At 70.1% G+C, this 16,185-nt stretch carries 15 protein-coding genes and 1 pseudogene; 10 read left to right on the top strand and 6 right to left on the bottom strand.

The window, feature by feature from the left end:
- The first annotated feature begins 95 nt into the window (after window positions 1-95).
- From QMK34_RS12450 to QMK34_RS12430, 5 genes are all read left to right on the top strand, one after another.
- Window positions 96-1,556, top strand: a complete 1,461-nt coding sequence (locus QMK34_RS12450; RefSeq protein ID WP_326413979.1) for an APC family permease — start codon at window positions 96-98, stop codon at window positions 1,554-1,556.
- Entirely contained in the window at window positions 1,553-4,483 is a 2,931-nt protein-coding gene (locus tag QMK34_RS12445) for a glycosyl hydrolase 2 galactose-binding domain-containing protein (RefSeq protein ID WP_326413978.1), read from the top strand. The genes QMK34_RS12450 and QMK34_RS12445 overlap by 4 nt, the downstream gene beginning before the upstream one ends.
- A complete protein-coding gene (locus QMK34_RS12440; protein WP_326413977.1) occupies window positions 4,480-5,382 on the top strand; it encodes an ROK family protein in 903 nt (300 codons plus the stop codon). Before QMK34_RS12445 ends, QMK34_RS12440 begins: the two co-directional genes overlap by 4 nt.
- Before the next feature lie 237 nt (window positions 5,383-5,619).
- The gene (locus QMK34_RS12435) at window positions 5,620-7,302 is read left to right on the top strand and encodes a peptide-N4-asparagine amidase (protein WP_442785143.1); all 1,683 of its coding nucleotides are present in this window, start codon (window positions 5,620-5,622) and stop codon (window positions 7,300-7,302) included.
- 136 nt (window positions 7,303-7,438) lie between these two features.
- Window positions 7,439-7,846, top strand: a complete 408-nt coding sequence (locus tag QMK34_RS12430) for a winged helix-turn-helix transcriptional regulator (protein ID WP_326413976.1) — start codon at window positions 7,439-7,441, stop codon at window positions 7,844-7,846.
- Here QMK34_RS12430 and QMK34_RS12425 read toward each other — a convergent pair.
- A complete protein-coding gene (locus tag QMK34_RS12425; RefSeq protein ID WP_326413975.1) occupies window positions 7,835-9,001 on the bottom strand; it encodes a glycosyltransferase in 1,167 nt (388 codons plus the stop codon). The genes QMK34_RS12430 and QMK34_RS12425 overlap by 12 nt on opposite strands.
- A gap of 245 nt (window positions 9,002-9,246) precedes the next feature.
- Between QMK34_RS12425 and QMK34_RS12420 the strand changes: the two genes are divergently transcribed.
- A complete protein-coding gene (locus tag QMK34_RS12420) occupies window positions 9,247-10,521 on the top strand; it encodes a cytochrome P450 (RefSeq protein WP_326413973.1) in 1,275 nt (424 codons plus the stop codon).
- 138 nt (window positions 10,522-10,659) lie between these two features.
- Entirely contained in the window at window positions 10,660-11,055 is a 396-nt protein-coding gene (locus QMK34_RS12415) for an STAS domain-containing protein (RefSeq protein WP_326413972.1), read from the top strand.
- On the opposite strand, the gene QMK34_RS12410 is transcribed toward QMK34_RS12415, so the two are convergent.
- The gene (locus QMK34_RS12410; RefSeq protein ID WP_326413971.1) at window positions 11,033-11,668 is read right to left on the bottom strand and encodes an alpha-ketoglutarate-dependent dioxygenase AlkB; all 636 of its coding nucleotides are present in this window, start codon (window positions 11,666-11,668) and stop codon (window positions 11,033-11,035) included. The two genes, QMK34_RS12415 and QMK34_RS12410, sit on opposite strands and share 23 nt — an antisense overlap.
- Window positions 11,669-11,713: 45 nt before the next feature.
- On the opposite strand from QMK34_RS12410, the gene QMK34_RS12405 reads away from it, so the two are divergent.
- On the top strand, window positions 11,714-12,172 hold the full coding sequence (locus QMK34_RS12405; protein WP_326413970.1) for a hypothetical protein: 459 nt from the start codon (window positions 11,714-11,716) through the stop codon (window positions 12,170-12,172).
- A 10-nt stretch (window positions 12,173-12,182) separates the two neighbouring features.
- On the opposite strand, the gene QMK34_RS12400 is transcribed toward QMK34_RS12405, so the two are convergent.
- Entirely contained in the window at window positions 12,183-12,770 is a 588-nt protein-coding gene (locus QMK34_RS12400; protein WP_326413969.1) for an ArsR/SmtB family transcription factor, read from the bottom strand.
- A 54-nt stretch (window positions 12,771-12,824) separates the two neighbouring features.
- Here QMK34_RS12400 and QMK34_RS12395 point away from each other — a divergent pair, with 54 nt between their 5' ends.
- Entirely contained in the window at window positions 12,825-13,253 is a 429-nt protein-coding gene (locus QMK34_RS12395) for a hypothetical protein (RefSeq protein ID WP_442785144.1), read from the top strand.
- Window positions 13,254-13,262: 9 nt separating this feature from the next.
- Here QMK34_RS12395 and QMK34_RS12390 read toward each other — a convergent pair whose 3' ends face one another.
- Together QMK34_RS12390 and QMK34_RS12385 are read right to left on the bottom strand one after the other, a co-directional pair.
- Entirely contained in the window at window positions 13,263-14,216 is a 954-nt protein-coding gene (locus QMK34_RS12390) for an RluA family pseudouridine synthase (protein WP_326413968.1), read from the bottom strand.
- A 28-nt stretch (window positions 14,217-14,244) separates the two neighbouring features.
- Window positions 14,245-14,563 (bottom strand): annotated as a pseudogene (locus QMK34_RS12385) (DUF5313 family protein).
- 69 nt (window positions 14,564-14,632) lie between these two features.
- On the opposite strand from QMK34_RS12385, the gene QMK34_RS12380 reads away from it, so the two are divergent.
- A complete protein-coding gene (locus QMK34_RS12380; RefSeq protein ID WP_326413967.1) occupies window positions 14,633-15,346 on the top strand; it encodes a 2OG-Fe(II) oxygenase in 714 nt (237 codons plus the stop codon).
- A 3-nt stretch (window positions 15,347-15,349) separates the two neighbouring features.
- On the opposite strand, the gene QMK34_RS12375 is transcribed toward QMK34_RS12380, so the two are convergent.
- A complete protein-coding gene (locus tag QMK34_RS12375; RefSeq protein WP_326413966.1) occupies window positions 15,350-16,102 on the bottom strand; it encodes a thioesterase II family protein in 753 nt (250 codons plus the stop codon).
- Between the last annotated feature and the right edge of the window lie 83 nt (window positions 16,103-16,185).

The raw sequence follows: 16,185 nt of genomic DNA, 5'->3' as shown, positions 1-16,185 counted from the left end.
AATCCTGCGTTGCGGCAACTTTACGAACGGAACCCTTCCGGGTGCGCTCGATTTATGTTAAGAAACTTTACTAACTATTGGAATGGAGGCGCGGCGTGAGTTCACCCACCCGGCCGGGCGGCAGCGGGGCGGCGGTTTCCCCGCAGTCCGGGCTCGAACGAAAGATCGGTCCGCTGCAGGCGACCGCCATCAACATGACCCAGATGTGCGGTATCGGCCCGTTCGTCACCATCCCCGCGATGGTCGCGACCATGGGTGGCCCGCAGGCCATGTTCGGCTGGATCATCGGCGCGATCATCGCGCTCGCCGACGGGCTCATCTGGGCCGAGCTCGGCGCGGCGATGCCCGGCGCCGGCGGCACGTACGTCTACCTGCGCGAGGCGTTCCAGTACCGCACCGGGCGGCTGATGCCGTTCCTGTTCGCGTGGAGCGCGGTGCTGTTCATCCCGCTGATCATGTCCACCGGCATCATCGGCCTCGTCCAGTACCTGGGCTACCTGTTCCCGGCCATGACCGACGACAGCGGCACCACCGGCCTCGGCAAGATCGTCGGCATCGGCGTCATCCTGCTGATCGTGCTGGCCCTGTTCCGCAAGATCGGCCAGATCGGCAAGCTCACCACCGTGCTGTTCGCGATCATGCTGTTCGCCGTGCTGTCCGTGATCGTGGCGGCGTTCTCGCACTTCAGCGCCGCGCAGGCCTTCGCCTTCACCCCCGGCGCGTTCGACCTGTTCGGCGGCGGCGCGTTCTGGACCGGCCTCGGCGCCGGCCTGATCATCGCCATCTACGACTACCTCGGCTACAACACCTCCGCCTACCTCGGCGGCGAGGTGAAGAACCCCGGCCGGACGCTGCCGCGCTCGATCATCTTCTCGATCCTCGGCATCATGAGCCTCTACTTCCTGCTGCAGGTCGGCGTGCTCGGCTCCATCCCGCTCGAACAGCTGGAGAAGGCCACCTCGGTCGCGTCCAGCGTGCTGGAGCAGGCCTGGGGTACCGGGGTCGCCAAGACCATCACGGTGTTCATCGTGATCGCCGCGATCGGGTCCGTCTTCGCCGGGCTGCTCGGCGGCTCGCGGGTGCCGTTCGAGGCCGCGCGGGACAAGGTCTTCCTGCCGGTGTTCGCCAAGCTGCACCCCAAGCTGAACCTGCCGACCGCGGGCGTGCTCGCGATGGGCCTGATCACCGCGATCGGCTCGCTGTTCACCCTGACCACCGTCATCAACGCGGCCGTGACCGTCCTGGTGCTCATCCAGTCGGTCGCGCAGATCGCCGCACTCGTCGTGCTGCGGCAGCGGCGGCCGGACCTGCGGCGCCCGTACCGCCAGTGGCTCTACCCGATCCCGACGGTCATCGCCGGGATCGGCTGGGTCTACATCTATGTCTCGGCCAGCTGGCTTTCGATCGGCCTGTCCGTGGGCTGGATCGTGCTGGGCGTCATCGCCTTCGGCATCTACGCCAAGGCCGAGCAGACCTGGCCGTTCGGGCCCAAGACCATCCACGAGGCCTTCGCCGAAGGCGACGGATCCACTCGAATCGAAGGGGCACAAGCATGACGAGGTCGTCCTTGGCCCGGCTGGCGGCGGGAGCCGCGCTGATCCTGCTGCCGGGCGTGCTCAGTGTGGCGAACCCCGCCGCGGCACAGCAGGCGGATCTGCGGTCGGCGGCCGCCAAGCCGCGGGCGCGCACGCCGATCGGCACGCAGGGCTGGCAGGTGCTCACCACCGCGTCCGTGACCGACGGCGGCGACAAGGTCTCCACGCCGGGCTACGGCACCTCGGGCTGGCTGAAGGTCAAGCCGGACGACGCGGGCGCGCCGGGCACCGAGCTCACCGCGCTGGTGCAGAACGGCAAGTGCCCGGACGTCTACTTCTCCGACAACATGCGCAAGTGTTTCGGGTACGTCGACAAGCTGGGCCCCGTGGTCACCAAGCCGTTCTCCGACCCGTGGTGGTACCGCACCGACTTCACCCCGGCGTACAAGCCGGGCCAGAACGCGAAGCTGACCATCCCCGGCATCATCGGCGAGGGCGACGTCTGGGTCAACGGCAAGCAGATCGCCACGAAGGACGTCGTCAGCGGCGCGTTCGCCGGGCACACCTTCGACATCACGAAGGTGATGCGTCCTGGCGTCAACACCGTGGCGATCAAGGTCTATCCGAACGACCCGCTGAAGATGTACACCCTCGATCAGGTCGACTGGGGCCAGCTCCCGCCGGACAACAACACCGGTGTCCAGTTCGCCCCGCAGCTGCAGATCTCCGACGCGCTCACCGGCGACAACGCGCACGTCAACCAGAACACCGCGGCCGACGGCGCCACCTCGGCGCTGACCGTCGAGGTCGACGTCACCAACAACGCGGGCTCCGCGCAGACCGGTGACGTCAGCGCCACCGTCGTCCCGCCGTCCGGCGGCGGCGCGCCGATCGTGGTCAAGAAGTCGGTGACCGTCCCGGCCAACAGCAAGCAGACGGTGTCCTTCACGCCGCCGAAGATCGTCCAGCCGAAGCTGTGGTGGCCCTACTCGATGGGCGACCAGCCGCTGTACACGCTGAAGACCGCCGTCGCCCAGAGTGGTGTGGTCTCGACGTCCTCGGAGAGCACCTTCGGCATCCGCTCGATCAGCTCGAAGCTGGTCGGCAAGTCCACGCAGCTGCTACAGGGCGCGCGCCAGTTCGGCGTCAACGGCAAGGAATTCGTGTTCCGCGGCGGCGGTTTCGCCCCGGACCTGTTCCTGCGCTACGACCAGGCCGACGCGGCGCACCAGATCGCGCTGATCAAGAACCTGGGCCTCAACGGCATCCGCCTCGAGGGCCACGACATGCCGCAGGACTTCTACGACCAGGCCGACCGCGCGGGCCTGCTGGTCATCGGCGGCTTCCTCTGCTGTGACGCCTGGCAGCCCGAGGACGCGTCGAAGCTGACCGAGCGCGACTACCGGATCATGCACGACTCGGCCTACACGATCGGCCAGATGGAGCGGAACCACCCGAGCGTCTTCAACTACGGGTGGAGCGACAACGAGCCCCTCCCGCGTCAGGAGAGCGAGACGCTGAAGGCGTTCAAGGAGGCTGATTTCCAGGTCCCCGTGATCGCTTCGGCGGAGTACAAGAGCACCCCGACGCTGGGCCAGTCAGGGGAGAAGGAGGGGCCGTACAACTGGGTCCCGCCGACGTATTGGTACGACACCACGCATTTCGACGCCGGTGACTCCAGCCGTACCAACGTCGGTGGCTCGTGGGGCTTCGCGAGCGAGCAGAGCGCCGGGCACACCGTGCCGACGCTGGACTCGATCAAGCGTTTCCTCTCGCCCGCCGAGCAGGAGAAGCTCTGGAAGGACCCGGAGTACAACCAGTACCACGCGAACTTCGAGCCCGGCCACGGTGGCTACAAGTTCGGCACGCTCTACAACCTCGACAACTCCATCACCCATCGCTACGGCAAGTGGAACTCGCTGGAGTCCTACGTCAAGCAGGCGCAGCTCGCGAACTACGAGAACACCCGCTCGCAGTTCGAGTCGTTCCTGCACCACTCGACGGACAAGGCCAACCCGGCCACCGGCATCGTCTACTGGCAGCTGAACAAGGGCTGGCCGACACTGCTCTGGTCGCTCTACAACAACGACGGTGACCAGGCGGGCGCGTTCTACGGCGCCAAGACGGCCAACAAGCCGCTGCACGCGATCTACGGCTACGACAACGGCTCGGTGACGCTGGACAACCTCGGCGCCGGGAACCAGTCGGGTCTTTCGGTGCAGGCCAAGGTGTACGACACCGCGGGCAAGGTGCTCGACGACCAGACCGCGAACGGCGTCTCGCTGGGCAGCCAGGTCGTGAAGAACAACGTCCTCAAGCCGAAGGTCCCGGCCGAAACCAAGGCCCCCGCGAAGGCGCAGGTGTACTTCGTGGAGCTGCAGGTCAAGCAGGGCGGCAAGGTCGTCGACCGCAACGTCTACTGGCTCTCGACGCAGAAGGACGTCGTCGACTGGTCGAAGACCCTGGGCGAGCCGGACGCGACGCTGTCGCAGTACAGCGACCTGACGGGGTTGCAGAACCTGCCGAAGGGCAAGGTCAGCGCGACCGCGACGACGAAGCGTCAGGCCGGTCCGAACGGGGACGACACCGTCACCTCGGTGACCGTCACCAACACCTCGGACACGCCGGCGGTCGGGTTCTTCCTGCGGGCCGATGTGCGCCGCGGGACCGTCGACGGTCGCGAAGCGTCCGGGGACAACCAGCTCCGCAACGCGACCTGGGACGACAACGACACCACCCTGTGGCCCGGTCAGTCCCAGACGCTGACCGCGACGTACCAGGCGGCGGACCTCCAGGGGTCGGCGCCGGTGGTCAGCATCGACGGGTTCAACACCGGCCGCGTCGTCGTCACGGCCATGGGCTACGGCCACCACACCGCGGGCACCGGCACCGCGCCCGTCGCACCGGCGGCCGACCAGCGCCCGGTGACAGAGGGGACCAAGGAGTGACCACCCGATCAGAGGTGATTCTCGGGATCGATTTCGGCGGCACGAAGGTCGCGCTGGGCATCGCCGACCGCGACGGGAACCTGCTGGCCACCCGCCGGCTGGACACCGACGCGGCGGCGGGAGCCGCGCAGGTGGTCACCCGCGCGCTCGCCGGGGCCAGGAGCCTGCTGGCCGACGAGGACGCGACGGACCGGGTGATCGCGATCGGCGTCGTCAGCCCCGGGATCGTGCTACCCGACCGGATCCTGCTGGCGCCGAACGTCCCCGGCTGGGAGCGGCTGCACCTGCGCGAGCTGGTCGCGGCGGAGTTCGGCGACCTCCCGATCGAGGTCGGCACCGACGCGAAGGCGGCGGCGCTGGCCGAAGCGAAGTGGGGAGCGCTGAAGGACGCCGATCCCGCGGTGTTCCTCTCACTGGGCACCGGTATCGCCGCGGCGATACTGGTGGGCGGCCGGCTGCTGGCCGGCGCCAACGGAGCTGCGGGCGAGATCGGGTACAACCTGCTCGCCCCGCAGGACACCGAGGGTTTCGCCAGCGGAGCGGCGCCGCTGGAGGAAGCCGTCGGTGGGCGTGGGCTGGGCGGCCGGGCGAGCAGACTGCTCGGCCGCCCGGTCAGCGCCGGTGAGCTGTTCGCCCTGGCCAGGGAGAACGTCGCCGCCAAGGAACTGGTGACCGCGGCGCTGGACGAGCTGTCCATGCACGTGGCGAACCTGGCGCTGGCCATCGATCCCCAGCGGATCGCGGTCGGCGGCGGGCTCGTGCGTTCGGCGGACGTGCTGCTGCCCGCACTGCGCGACCGGCTCGCCCACGCCGTGCCGTTCCCACCCGAGCTGGTGGCGGCCCGGTTCGACCAGGACGCCGCCCTGCTCGGAGCCATCGCACTGGCCCTGGATAGCTGAACGCCTGGACGGCGCGCCGGTGCCCCGACCCGGCGCGCCTCCAGGGACCACCCGCCGTTGCCGGGCTGGATCTGCTTCCGGTGGCTCGGCCCCTAGTGTCATGAAAGGGTCTTTCAGGGCAAAAATTGCCCTGAAAGACCCTTTCATGACACTCACAGCGGGCCGGGTTCCCGCCGTTCGTCGTGCCCGCGCCGGGTTAGGCTGCGAAGCGGTGATCAACCCGGTGAAGGGGTACGCGTGAGGGTTCTTTCCGTGGTTCTGGCGGCTTTTCTGGCGTTGTTCCTCGCGGCTGTGCCCGCGTCGGAGGGGGTGGCCGAGGGGGTGGCCATGGGGGTGGTCGAGGGCGATACCGACAATCCGGTCGCCGCGGCTCCGTCGGTGTCCCGTCCGGCGACGCACAGTTGTCAGGTCACGCTGGCCGACAAGTTCCTCTCCAACGCCACCGACGGCTCGCAGCGGTTCTACTCCGGCACGCTCGCGCCGCCGAAGTCGTGCCCCGGTCCGTGGGCGAAGGTCGTGCTCGACCAGACGATCACCGTCAGCGGCCGTCAGTACGACCGCATCGGTGACCTGGACATCGGCGGCACCGAGGTCTACTGGGGCACCACCGAGGAGCCGAGCGGGGAGGGCAAGCGGGCGATCACCTACCACTTCGACAAGGACGTCACGCGCTACAGCGCCCTGCTGCGCACGCCGCAGCCTTTCAAGGGCGGCATCGGCAACTACACCTCCTCGGTCTACACCGGGATCTACGCCCAGACGGTTACGCTGACCTACTACCAGGCCGACCGGCACACTCCGGCCGCCGAGGTCGCCGACCACGTCGCCGGTTTCCCCCACCAGGACGCGAACGCAGGCGCGGGCACCGTCCACTTCAAGCTCGAGGACCTGCCGCGCAACATCACCCGCGCCTACCTCGAGGTGACGCTGGAGGGCGGCGCCTGCGACGAGCAGTGGTTCGACGCCGTCCCCGACACCGTCTCGGCACGCTATCCGGCGGCGGGACTCTGCGGGCACGGGCCGTTCCGCGAGGCGAACGCCGCGCTCGACGGCGTCGCGGTCGCCGGGGTGCACACCTTCCCGCATATCTACTCCGGTGGCATCGTGCCGACGCTGTGGCGCCCGGTGGTCGCGATCGGCACGTTCAGCCTGCTCGCCGAGACCGTCGACGTCACGCCGTTCGCCGGCACCCTCGTCGACGGCAAGAGCCACGACCTGTCCTTCGACATCGCGAACATTGGCGGCAGCTGGAGTGTCAGCCCGACGCTGCTGCTGTTCACCGACAAGGGCGCGACCCGCACGAGCGGCGCGCTGACCCGGCACGACGTCGCACCGGTCGCGGCGCAAAAGACCGCCGAGAAGGAGATCAGCGGCGGGGTGAACGCGACGGTCACCGCGCGGCGCGACGACGTCACGGCCGGATATGTGGACACCTCGGCCGGGCGGGTCTACACCCGCGTCGAGCGGACCAGGGACTACCGCAACAGCGGCGACATCACCGGGAACGGCTTTGTCCAGCACGTGGCGCAGACCGACGCCGGGCAGCAGACGTCGGTGTCCACTGTGGACGGCCGCGTTGGGGCGGCGGACCGGCATTCCTGGTCGTATCCGCTCACGGTCGACTCCTCGGCGGCGGATTTCGTCGACGACCAGAACTTCAAGCTCACCGGCACGGTCGAGATGACCCAGATCCTGGGCGACGAGACCGGCGACGGCCGCCACTGGCGCCCGGTGGCCGGGTCCCGGGAGTGGCTGAGGTCCACCGGCGTGCTGGCCAGGACGAACGGGGTCAACACCGAGTCCGACGGCAGTTCCCGCACGCTGTTCACCGGCACGGACGACCGCGGGCGGCCGTATTTCCACGAGATCGCCACCGAGCACGGCCTCGTCACCCGTGACCGCCAGTTCCCCCTGCACTGACTTCCGGCGCTCCCGGCCCGTGGCTCCGCCTGGTAGCGTCGACCACGACGTGGTCTAGACCAAGCGGTCCCAATGGCGGATCTGGTCCGGCCGTGTCCCAGTGGACAGGACACCGGGGCCGTGGGGGGCGAGTGCTGTGGGTCGGTATCGGAAACCGGTCGCACCGGGGGCGGCGCGGTTCGCCGGGACCCCGCTGGCGCGGGTGCTCGGCGCGCTGACCGGACGTTGGTCGGTGCTCGCGCTCGAAGCGGTGCACGAGGGTTGCAGCCACTTCAACGAGCTCCAGCGCCGCCTCGACGGGATCAGTCACAAGGTGCTGGTCGACACGCTGCGCGCGCTGCAGCGGGACGGTTTCGTCCACGGCCCGCTGACCTGCGAGGGAAGATCCGAGTACCGGCCGACCATGCTGGGAGCCGAGCTGGTCGCCCTGATCGGCGGGATCAGGGCGTGGTCCGACGAGCGCGGTGACGAACTGGCCACCGTGCGCGCGCGGTTCGAAGACGGTGGGCTCCCGTCGCGGGCCGCGGGCTGGTCACGAGCTTGACACCAGCCGCTCGACATCGGTCAGCAGCTCGGTGACCGGGGGCAGCGTGAGCATCCGGCGTCGCATCCGCGCGATGTTCTCCTGATAGGACGGCCGGCTGAGCACGCTCGCGCAGACCTCACGCACCGACTCCCGCGTGACGGCGTCGGGCGGCAGCACCGCGGCCATCCCGGTTTCGGCGCAGCGGGCGGCGTTGGCCAGCGAGGCGGGGCATCGGGGCAGGACCACCATCGGCACCCCGCAACGCACACTCTCGCGGACACTGGTGAAACCACCGTGGTGGACAAACAAAACCGCGGCTTCCAGTGCGAGCGACCGCGGAATCCGTTCCACCACCCGGACCCGGCCCGGGGCCTTGCCGAAGCTCGCCGGATCGGTCCCGACCGCCACGATCGCGGGCCTGCCGAGCGCGGCGAGACCCGCGACGACCGCCTCGGCCACCGGCCGCCAGGACACGTCGAGCGGGTGCGGCCTGCCGAAGACGGCCAGCACCGGTGCCTCGTCCAGCCCGGCCACCCAGTCCGGCAGGCGTGCGCCCGGCAACACCGGGTTCTCCTGCCGGTAGCAGCGGACCCCGGGGATCGCCAGCTCGCCGGGGTCGTACTCGCCGGGCATCAGGTTGGCGTGCAGGTACGCGTGGATCCGGCGGCCCCCGGGATCCGGCGGGAGCCGCAGCACGGACCGGTTGACGTCGAGCGCGGGCGCGAGCACGGCCGGGTCCAGGTGCGCCGCCGAACCGCCGGAGGCGCCGACGGATACGTGCGGGACGTCCAGCACCTCGGCGGCCAGGTACGCGCCGAACTCGGCGTTCTCGCGCACGACGACGTCGGGTCGCCACGAGCGCGCGTGATCCAGCAGGTCCTGGGCGGTGCGCAGGGCCTCTGGCCCCGGATAGCCGGTCGTGCGGAGGAACCGGGTGCGGCGTTGTCCCTGGTCCGGCGGCGGGCAGCTCCCGCGGGCGACGCGGCGGACGTCGGCGCCGACCCAGTCCCGCCCGGCGGGAAGGTGCTCCAGGCCGTACGCGGTGACCTGTGCCTTCGCGGTGCCCGGTGTGGCCACCCGGACGTCGTGCCCGGCGAGCAAGGCCGCCCTGGCGAGCGGGACGAGCGCCCGGAGATGCCCGGCGGCGGCCATCGCCGAGAACAGGACGCGCATCAGCGCACCGGCTCGCTCGTCATCAGCCGAGTTTCGCAGTGCCGAGTGCCCGCGCGGCAGTACGCACTTTGAAGTACCTCACCATCGTGACGGAGCCCACCACCGGGCGCGGGAACCCGGTGCCGCGTCCGTCCGACCACTGTGGAGTGAACAACTGTGGAAGAGGCCCGCGTACCGTTCCCCGTGAGCTGGAACACGGTTCGGTGGCGGGGATTCCGTTCCGGATCGTGCGGTAGTCTCGGATCATGAGCACTATCCGCTCACGAGTTCTCGCCTGGGTCGGCCGTCGTTATCTCGCGCGTCAGCAGAAGAACGGTTTCGACCTGTCGAAAATCTCGTTCCTGCCCGAGGCGGCGTTGATGCCGCTCAAACGGGACGGCCTCGACCCGGTGCCGGACCTGCGCCAACGGCGCGAGGAAGCACCGATAGCCAAGCTGGATCTGCCTTTCGGGATGAATGCCTGGCTGGTCACCGGTTATGAGGAATCGAAGGCGATTCTCGGCCGGGTGAAGGGATTCAGCACTGATTTCACTAATCTCGTCGGCAGCGCGGGGGTGACGGCCGAGCAGAATCCCGGCGGCCTCGGTTTCGCGGATCCGCCGGTGCACACGCGATTGCGCAAACTGCTCACCCCGGAATTCACGATGCGCCGCCTCTCGCGGCTGACCCCGCGGATCGACGAGATCGTCGCCGCCCAGCTCGACGCGATGGAAAACGCCGAAGGACCGGTCGACCTCTGGGAGTCCTTCGCGCTGCCGATCCCGTCGCTGACCATCTGCGAGCTGCTCGGGGTGCCCTACGAGGACCGTGAAGAGTTCCAGCGCCTGAGCACCGCGCGGTTCGACCTGTTCGGCGGCGCCGGTGCCTCGCTGGGCGCGATGACCGAATCGCTTTCGTACCTGATGGACGTCGTCAAGAAGCAGCGCGAGCAGCCCGGCGACGGCCTGCTCGGCATGTTGATCAAGGACCACGGCGACGAGATCGACGACCGCGAGCTCGCCGGGCTCGCCGACGGAGTCCTGACCGGTGGCCTCGAGACCACGGCGAGCATGCTCGCGCTCGGCGCGCTGGTGCTGCTGCGCGACCCCGGCGCCTTCGACGCCGTGCGCGGGGACGACGAGTCGGTGCACAAGTTCGTCGAGGAGCTGCTGCGCTACCTCACGGTGGTGCAGATGGCGTTCCCGCGTTTCGCCACCGAGGACATGGAGATCGGCGGGGTCCGGATCGCCGAGGGCGACATCGTGCTCGTCTCGCTCAGCGGCGCGAACCGGGACCCCGCGCTCGGCGGCGGCCTCGAAAGCTTCGACGGCGGCCGCGCGGCGACCTCGCACCTCGCGTTCAGCTACGGCATCCACCGCTGCATCGGCGCCGAGCTGGCCCGGATGGAACTGCGCGCCGCGTACCCGGCCCTCGTGCGGCGGTTCCCGAAGATGCGTCTGGCCGTCGAGCCCGAGGACCTGGCCTTCCGCCAGGTGTCCATCGTCTACGGCGTCGACGCCCTGCCCGTGCTCCTCAAGTAGCCACGCCGCTCCTAACCACGCCGCTCCTAACCACGCTGTTGTAACCACGCTGCTGTGACCGCCGGTTGGAGTTAGGGTGGTCTGACGGGTTCAGCCAGCAGCCCTCCGGTCCGTGACGGAGTGCGAGGAGCTGTGCCCATGTCGAGAACCCTGGCCCGCGAAGGTGTGTCCACCCCCAGCCGAAGCCTGTTCCACCTGCGCGCCAGCCGCCCCCGCAGCGGGGTCGTGGTGCTCACCGTGACCGGTGAGCTGGACAGTGCCACCGTTCCCCAGCTGCGTGAGCTGCTGCTGCCGCGGCTCGGCACGGCGCTGCGGGCCGTTGTGGTGGACCTGACCGGCGCCGGTTTCGTGAGTGCCACGGCGTTCTCGCTGCTCATCGAAGCCGAGATCCTGGCACGGCGGGCCGGCCAGTCGCTGCGGGTGGTCCACACCGGCCGGACACAGCCCCGGCTGCTGCGGCTGACGAAGGTCGACACCGTCGTCCGCTGCTACGCCGACCTGGACGAAGCTCTCATCGGACTCCCCTCGGCCTGAACTGGACGCTGATCCGCGGGCCCACCGGCCTGCCCGTCTTCGGAATCGCGTGTTCCCAGGTGCGCTGGCACGAGCCGCCCATGACGATCAGGTCGCCGTGGCCGAGCGCGTGCCGGACGATCTCCCCGCCGCCACCGCGCGGGCGCAACGCCAGCTGCCGGGGCGCGCCGACCGAGACGATCGCGACCATGGTGTCCTCGGTGAGGGCCCGGCCCAGCGTGTCGCCGTGCCAGGCGACGCTGTCCCGGCCGTCGCGGTAGTAGCAGAGCCCGGCGGTGCGAAACGGCTCGCCGAGCTCCGCCGCGTAGTACGCGGACAACGCGTCGCGCGCTTCGGCGAGGACGGGATGGGGGAGCGGATCCGCTTCGCGGTAGAAGCTGAGCAGGCGGGGCACGGCCACCACGCGGTCGTACATCCGCCGCCGCTCCGCCTGCCAGGGCACCTGCTCGGCGAGCCCGCTGAACAGCTCGTCCGCGCCGGTGAACCAGCCGGGCAGCACGTCGATCCACGCGCCTTGGCCCAGCGTCGTCCGCAGCGGCGAGTGCGCACCGAGCGGCCGGAAGCCGAGCGGCTCGCACTCGCCGAACAGCGAGCCCTGAAGTGCCTGTGACATGACCCCACCCTACACCGGGATCGAACAGGTGTTCTAGAATGAGGCATGACCGAGCCCGACGAGTGGATGATCCGGATCGGCCACGGCATCGAGCTCGCCCAGCGGGGTGAGGCCGAGCGGGCCCGTGAGGTGTTCACCGTGCTCTGGGCGGAGATCGAGCCCGGCGGGGACCCGTTCCATCGGCTCTCGCTGGCCCACTGGATGGCTGACCTGCAGGAGGATCCGCGCGAAGAGCTGAAGTGGGATCTCCGCGCGCTGGACGCGGCGGGCCTGGTGACCGACGAGCGCGCCCGGCGGGCCGGGGTCACCGCCACGGTGGCGGCGTTCTTCCCGTCGCTGCACCTGAATCTCGGCGAGGTCTACCGCAAGCTCGGCGACTTCCCCGCGGCCCGTCGGCAGCTCGAGCTTGGTCTCGCCGCGGTGGGGGAGCTGGGTGAGGACGGCTACGGCGCGATGATCGCGCGGGGGCTGGACGGCTTGGCGGAACGACTTTCCGGCGCCTGACGCCGCGCGGTCACGACGGCGCCCGGGGGACGGGATGCGCGGCCACCAGCAGCCGGTGCGCGCGGCTGCCCGGCGCGTTTTCGTCGTGGTAGCGCGAAACCAGGCCGGCGACGGCGTTCGCGAGGTCGTCGGCGAAGGCGGATCGCTCCGCCGCGGAGCGGAACCGGATCTCGGTGTCCAGCGCCAGGGTGGCCAGCGGTTTGTCCGCCTTCCTGGCGCGGCGGGCGAGCCCGCCCACCTCGCTCACCACCCGCGCCGCGAGCGCGATCAGGTAGCACGAGGAAAGCTGGTCCGGGGTGGCTCCCGGAGCACTCGCGAGTTCGCCGAGCGCGTCCGGGGAAACCACGTACGACGCGGCGGTGGCGGCGAAGAGCCGTTCGGTGAGGCCGCCCCACCGGCGTTCCCCGACCAGGGTCACCAGCCCGTGGGCTTCGAGCGCCCGGAGGTGGTAGTTCACCTTCTGCCGGGTGAGGCCGACGCGGGTGGCCAGCGTCGCCGCGGACGCCGGTTCGCCCAGTGAAGCCAGCAACCGGCCGCGAACGGGGTCCAGTGCCACGGCGGCGGTGGCCGGGTTCTCGATCACTTCGACGTCCAGCATGCAGGCAGCCAAGCAGTGACAAATAAAATCGTCAAGGCGGGCCGGGAAACCTCGGTGGCCCTTGGCGGAACCGAGTCCGGCTCGTACAGTCTCTTTCCAGGTCCTGTCGGCCGAAAGATCTGGACCTTTTGCTGGATCTCCGAGTCGCCCTCGTACACGGTGCAGGAACGCGGTTGCGGGGTGGCCAGCGGCCTCACCTTCCAGCTGACCTGCTCCACGAACAGCGGTGACCAGCGGGCCGAGCGCCGGTACGCCACCTACGGCGGCGGCCGGATGTACGCGGTCGAAGGCGGCCAGACGCTCGCCAGCGGAGCCACCGTGGGCACGAGCGTGCGCGTGAACACCGTCAACATCCCCGGCCAGACCCACAAGGTCTACCTCAACGGCTCGCTCAAGCAGACCATCTCCAGCCCGAGCGGCAGCTACTACGACAAGTTCGGCGCCTATCGCACCAGCAGCGGAGCGGGCCCGGCCACGCCATGAACGGTCCGTTCATGGCGCGCTGGGGAGCGCGGGCGGGGCCGCCCACTCGGCCAGCGAGGTCCACGCGCGCAACGTGAGGCGGCTTTCGAACCGCCTCGGCTCGCCGGTGATCGGGTCGTCGAAGGCGAGCACCTTGGCGAGCAGCTGCAGGGGCCGGGTGAAGTCGTCGAGGGGGGTTTCGGTGAGCACCGGGTAGAAGTCGTCGCCGAGGATCGGCACGCCCAGCCCGCTCATGTGCAGCCGGAGCTGGTGCGTGCGGCCGGTCGTGGGCAGCAGGCGGTAGCGGCCGAGGCCGTCGCGGTGCTCGAGGAGCTCGACGCGGGTCTCGGCGTTCGGCGGCCCGTCGACCTCCTGGGCGGTGATGATCCCGCGCTCCTTGATGATGCGGCTGTGCACCGTGCGCGGCAGCGCGAGCTCGGCGTCGTACCGCGCGATCGCCTCGTATTCCTTGTGCACCAAGCGATCCCGGAACAACGTCTGGTACGCGCCGCGGCGCTCGGGAGTGCTCACGAGCATCACCAGCCCGGCCGTCACGCGGTCGAGGCGGTGGGCCGGGACGAGCTGGGGAAGGCCGAATTCGCGGCGCAGCCGCACCAGCGCGGTCTCCAGGATGTGGCTGCCGCGGGGAATGGTCGCGAGGAAGTGTGGCTTGTCCACCACCAGCAGGTGTTCGTCGCGGTGCACGACGCCGATCTCGAACGGCACCGCCACCTCCTCGGGCAGGTCGCGGTGGAACCAGATGAACGAGTCCGGCACGAACGGCGCGTCGACACCCAGCGGCCCGTCGAGGCCGACGATCAGGCTTTCGCGCAGCATCTCGTCGATCCGGTCCTGGCTGACCCTCGGCAGCCGCTCGACGAGGTGCTCCCGCAGCGTCGTCCACGGTCCTTCGGCGGGCATCTTGAGCCTGGCCGGATCGAGGCCGTGCCGCTGGGGCAGTGGCGACTGGAGCTTGCGTCTCATCGAGGCGCACTCTAGCCGTCGCCCCAATTCAGTTCTGCCGGTAGCGCGCGAGGTACCGCTCGCGGATCTCCGACTCGGCCTCGGCGCGGATCCGCTTGCCGGTGCCGCCAGGGTGACCGGTGCTTGGCCAGCCGGTGTTCGGCGCTCTCCTCCAGTTAGGCGAAGGAGCAGAAGTACGCCACCAGCACCAGGGAAAGCCGCAGGCCGAGCGGGCCGGGCAGCAGCAGCCACACCGCGCTGAGCGGGGCGATCAGCACGGTGGCGCGGGCCAAATGCCGCCAGCGCCAGGTGCCGGTGGTGAGGTCGTGCACCACCCAGCTCCGGCAGCGCTCGGGTAGCCGGGTGATCGAGGCGACCGCCTGACGCGGCGTCCGATTTCCGCCGGACCGGGCGCGTCACCGGTGGTCGAATGAGCCATGCCCGTCTCCACCGCGCCCGCTCCCGCCGCGCTCGACTGGGCGGCGCTGGCCGCTGAACTCGACGAATACGGCTCCGCACCGACCGGCCCGCTGCTCACGCCCGCTCGATGCCGTGAGATTTCCGGCCTGTACGACCAGGTCCACCACTTCCGGTCGACCATCGACATGGCGCGCTACCGGTTCGGCTCCGGCCAGTACCGGTATTTCGCGCGGCCCCTGCCCGAGCCGGTGCTCCGGCTGCGCGAGGCTTTCTACCCCCTCCTGCTGCCCATCGCCCGTGACTGGGCGGCCCGGCTCCGCCGTCCCAGCCCGTGGCCGGACTCGTTCGAGGAGTGGCTGGACCGCTGCCACCGTGCCGGGCAGACGAAGCCGACCCCGATCCTGCTGCGGTACGGCCCCGGGGACTGGAACGCGCTGCACCGCGACCTCTACGGTGACCTCGTCTTCCCGCTGCAGGTGGTGATCGGGCTCGACGAACCGGGCGTCGATCACGTCGGCGGCGAGTTCCTGCTGGTGGAACAGCGCCCGCGGGCCCAGTCCCGCGGTACCGCGCACGTGCTGCGCCAAGGCCACGGCCTGATCTTCACCACCCGCGACCGCCCGGTCCGCTCGGTCAGGGGGTTCTCGGCGGCGCCCATGCGGCACGGGGTCTCGACCGTGCGCTCGGGTGTCCGGCACACGCTGGGACTGGTGTTCCACGACGCGGCCTGAAGCTCAGGGGGTGACGCCCAGCCGGTCGGTGAGCACGCGCAGCACAGCCGCGTTCTGGTCGTTGAGGTAGAAGTGGCCGCCGGGGAACGTGACCAGCTCGAACGCCCCGGACGTGTGCCGCCGCCAGGCACCGACCTCCTCGGCCGTGGCCTTCGGGTCGGCGTCGCCGACCATCGCCACCACCGGGCAGCTCACGTCCGGGCCGTCCTGGTAGCGGTAGGTCTCGGCGGCCTTGTAGTCGTTGCGCACCCACGGGAGCACCATCGCGACGATGTCCTCGTCATCGAGCAGGCGGGAGTCGGTGCCGCTGAGCCGCTTCATCTCGGCGACCAGTTCGGCGTCGGTGCCCAGGTGCTGCCGCTCGTCGCGCGGCGCGGTCGGGGCGCGGCGCCCGGAGACGAACAGCGCGGACGGCGTCACCCCGCGCCGCTCCAGCCGCCGGGCGACCTCGAAGGCGAGACTGGCACCCATGCTGTGGCCGAACAACGCCAGCGGCTTCCCGGCGCGCGCGGCGACCAGGTCGACGAGGCGGTCGGCGAGCACCGTGAGGTCGTCGATCAGCGGCTCGGAGCCACGGTCCTGCCTGCCGGGATACTGCGTGGCCAGTACCTCCACCCGGGGTGACAGCGCGGCCGACACCGGGTGGAAGTAGCTCGCCGAGCCGCCCGCGTGGGGGAAGCACAGCAGCGTGATCGCGGCTTCCGGTGCGGGGTGGTAACTCCTGATCCACAGGCTGTCCTGCGTCGCCGCCGTCATGTTCGTCCCCCGGTTCGTCCCTCGAAGGCCCAAGTCTGGCATCGGACGCTCCCGCGTCAACCCCTGTCCCGTGTTGTACGGGT

The organism is Amycolatopsis sp. H20-H5, assembly GCF_035828755.1.
In the GTDB taxonomy this organism is placed as follows: domain Bacteria; phylum Actinomycetota; class Actinomycetes; order Mycobacteriales; family Pseudonocardiaceae; genus Amycolatopsis.
The sequence above is the reverse complement of the archived record's forward strand: the minus strand, read 5'-3'. Positions and strand labels throughout refer to the sequence as shown.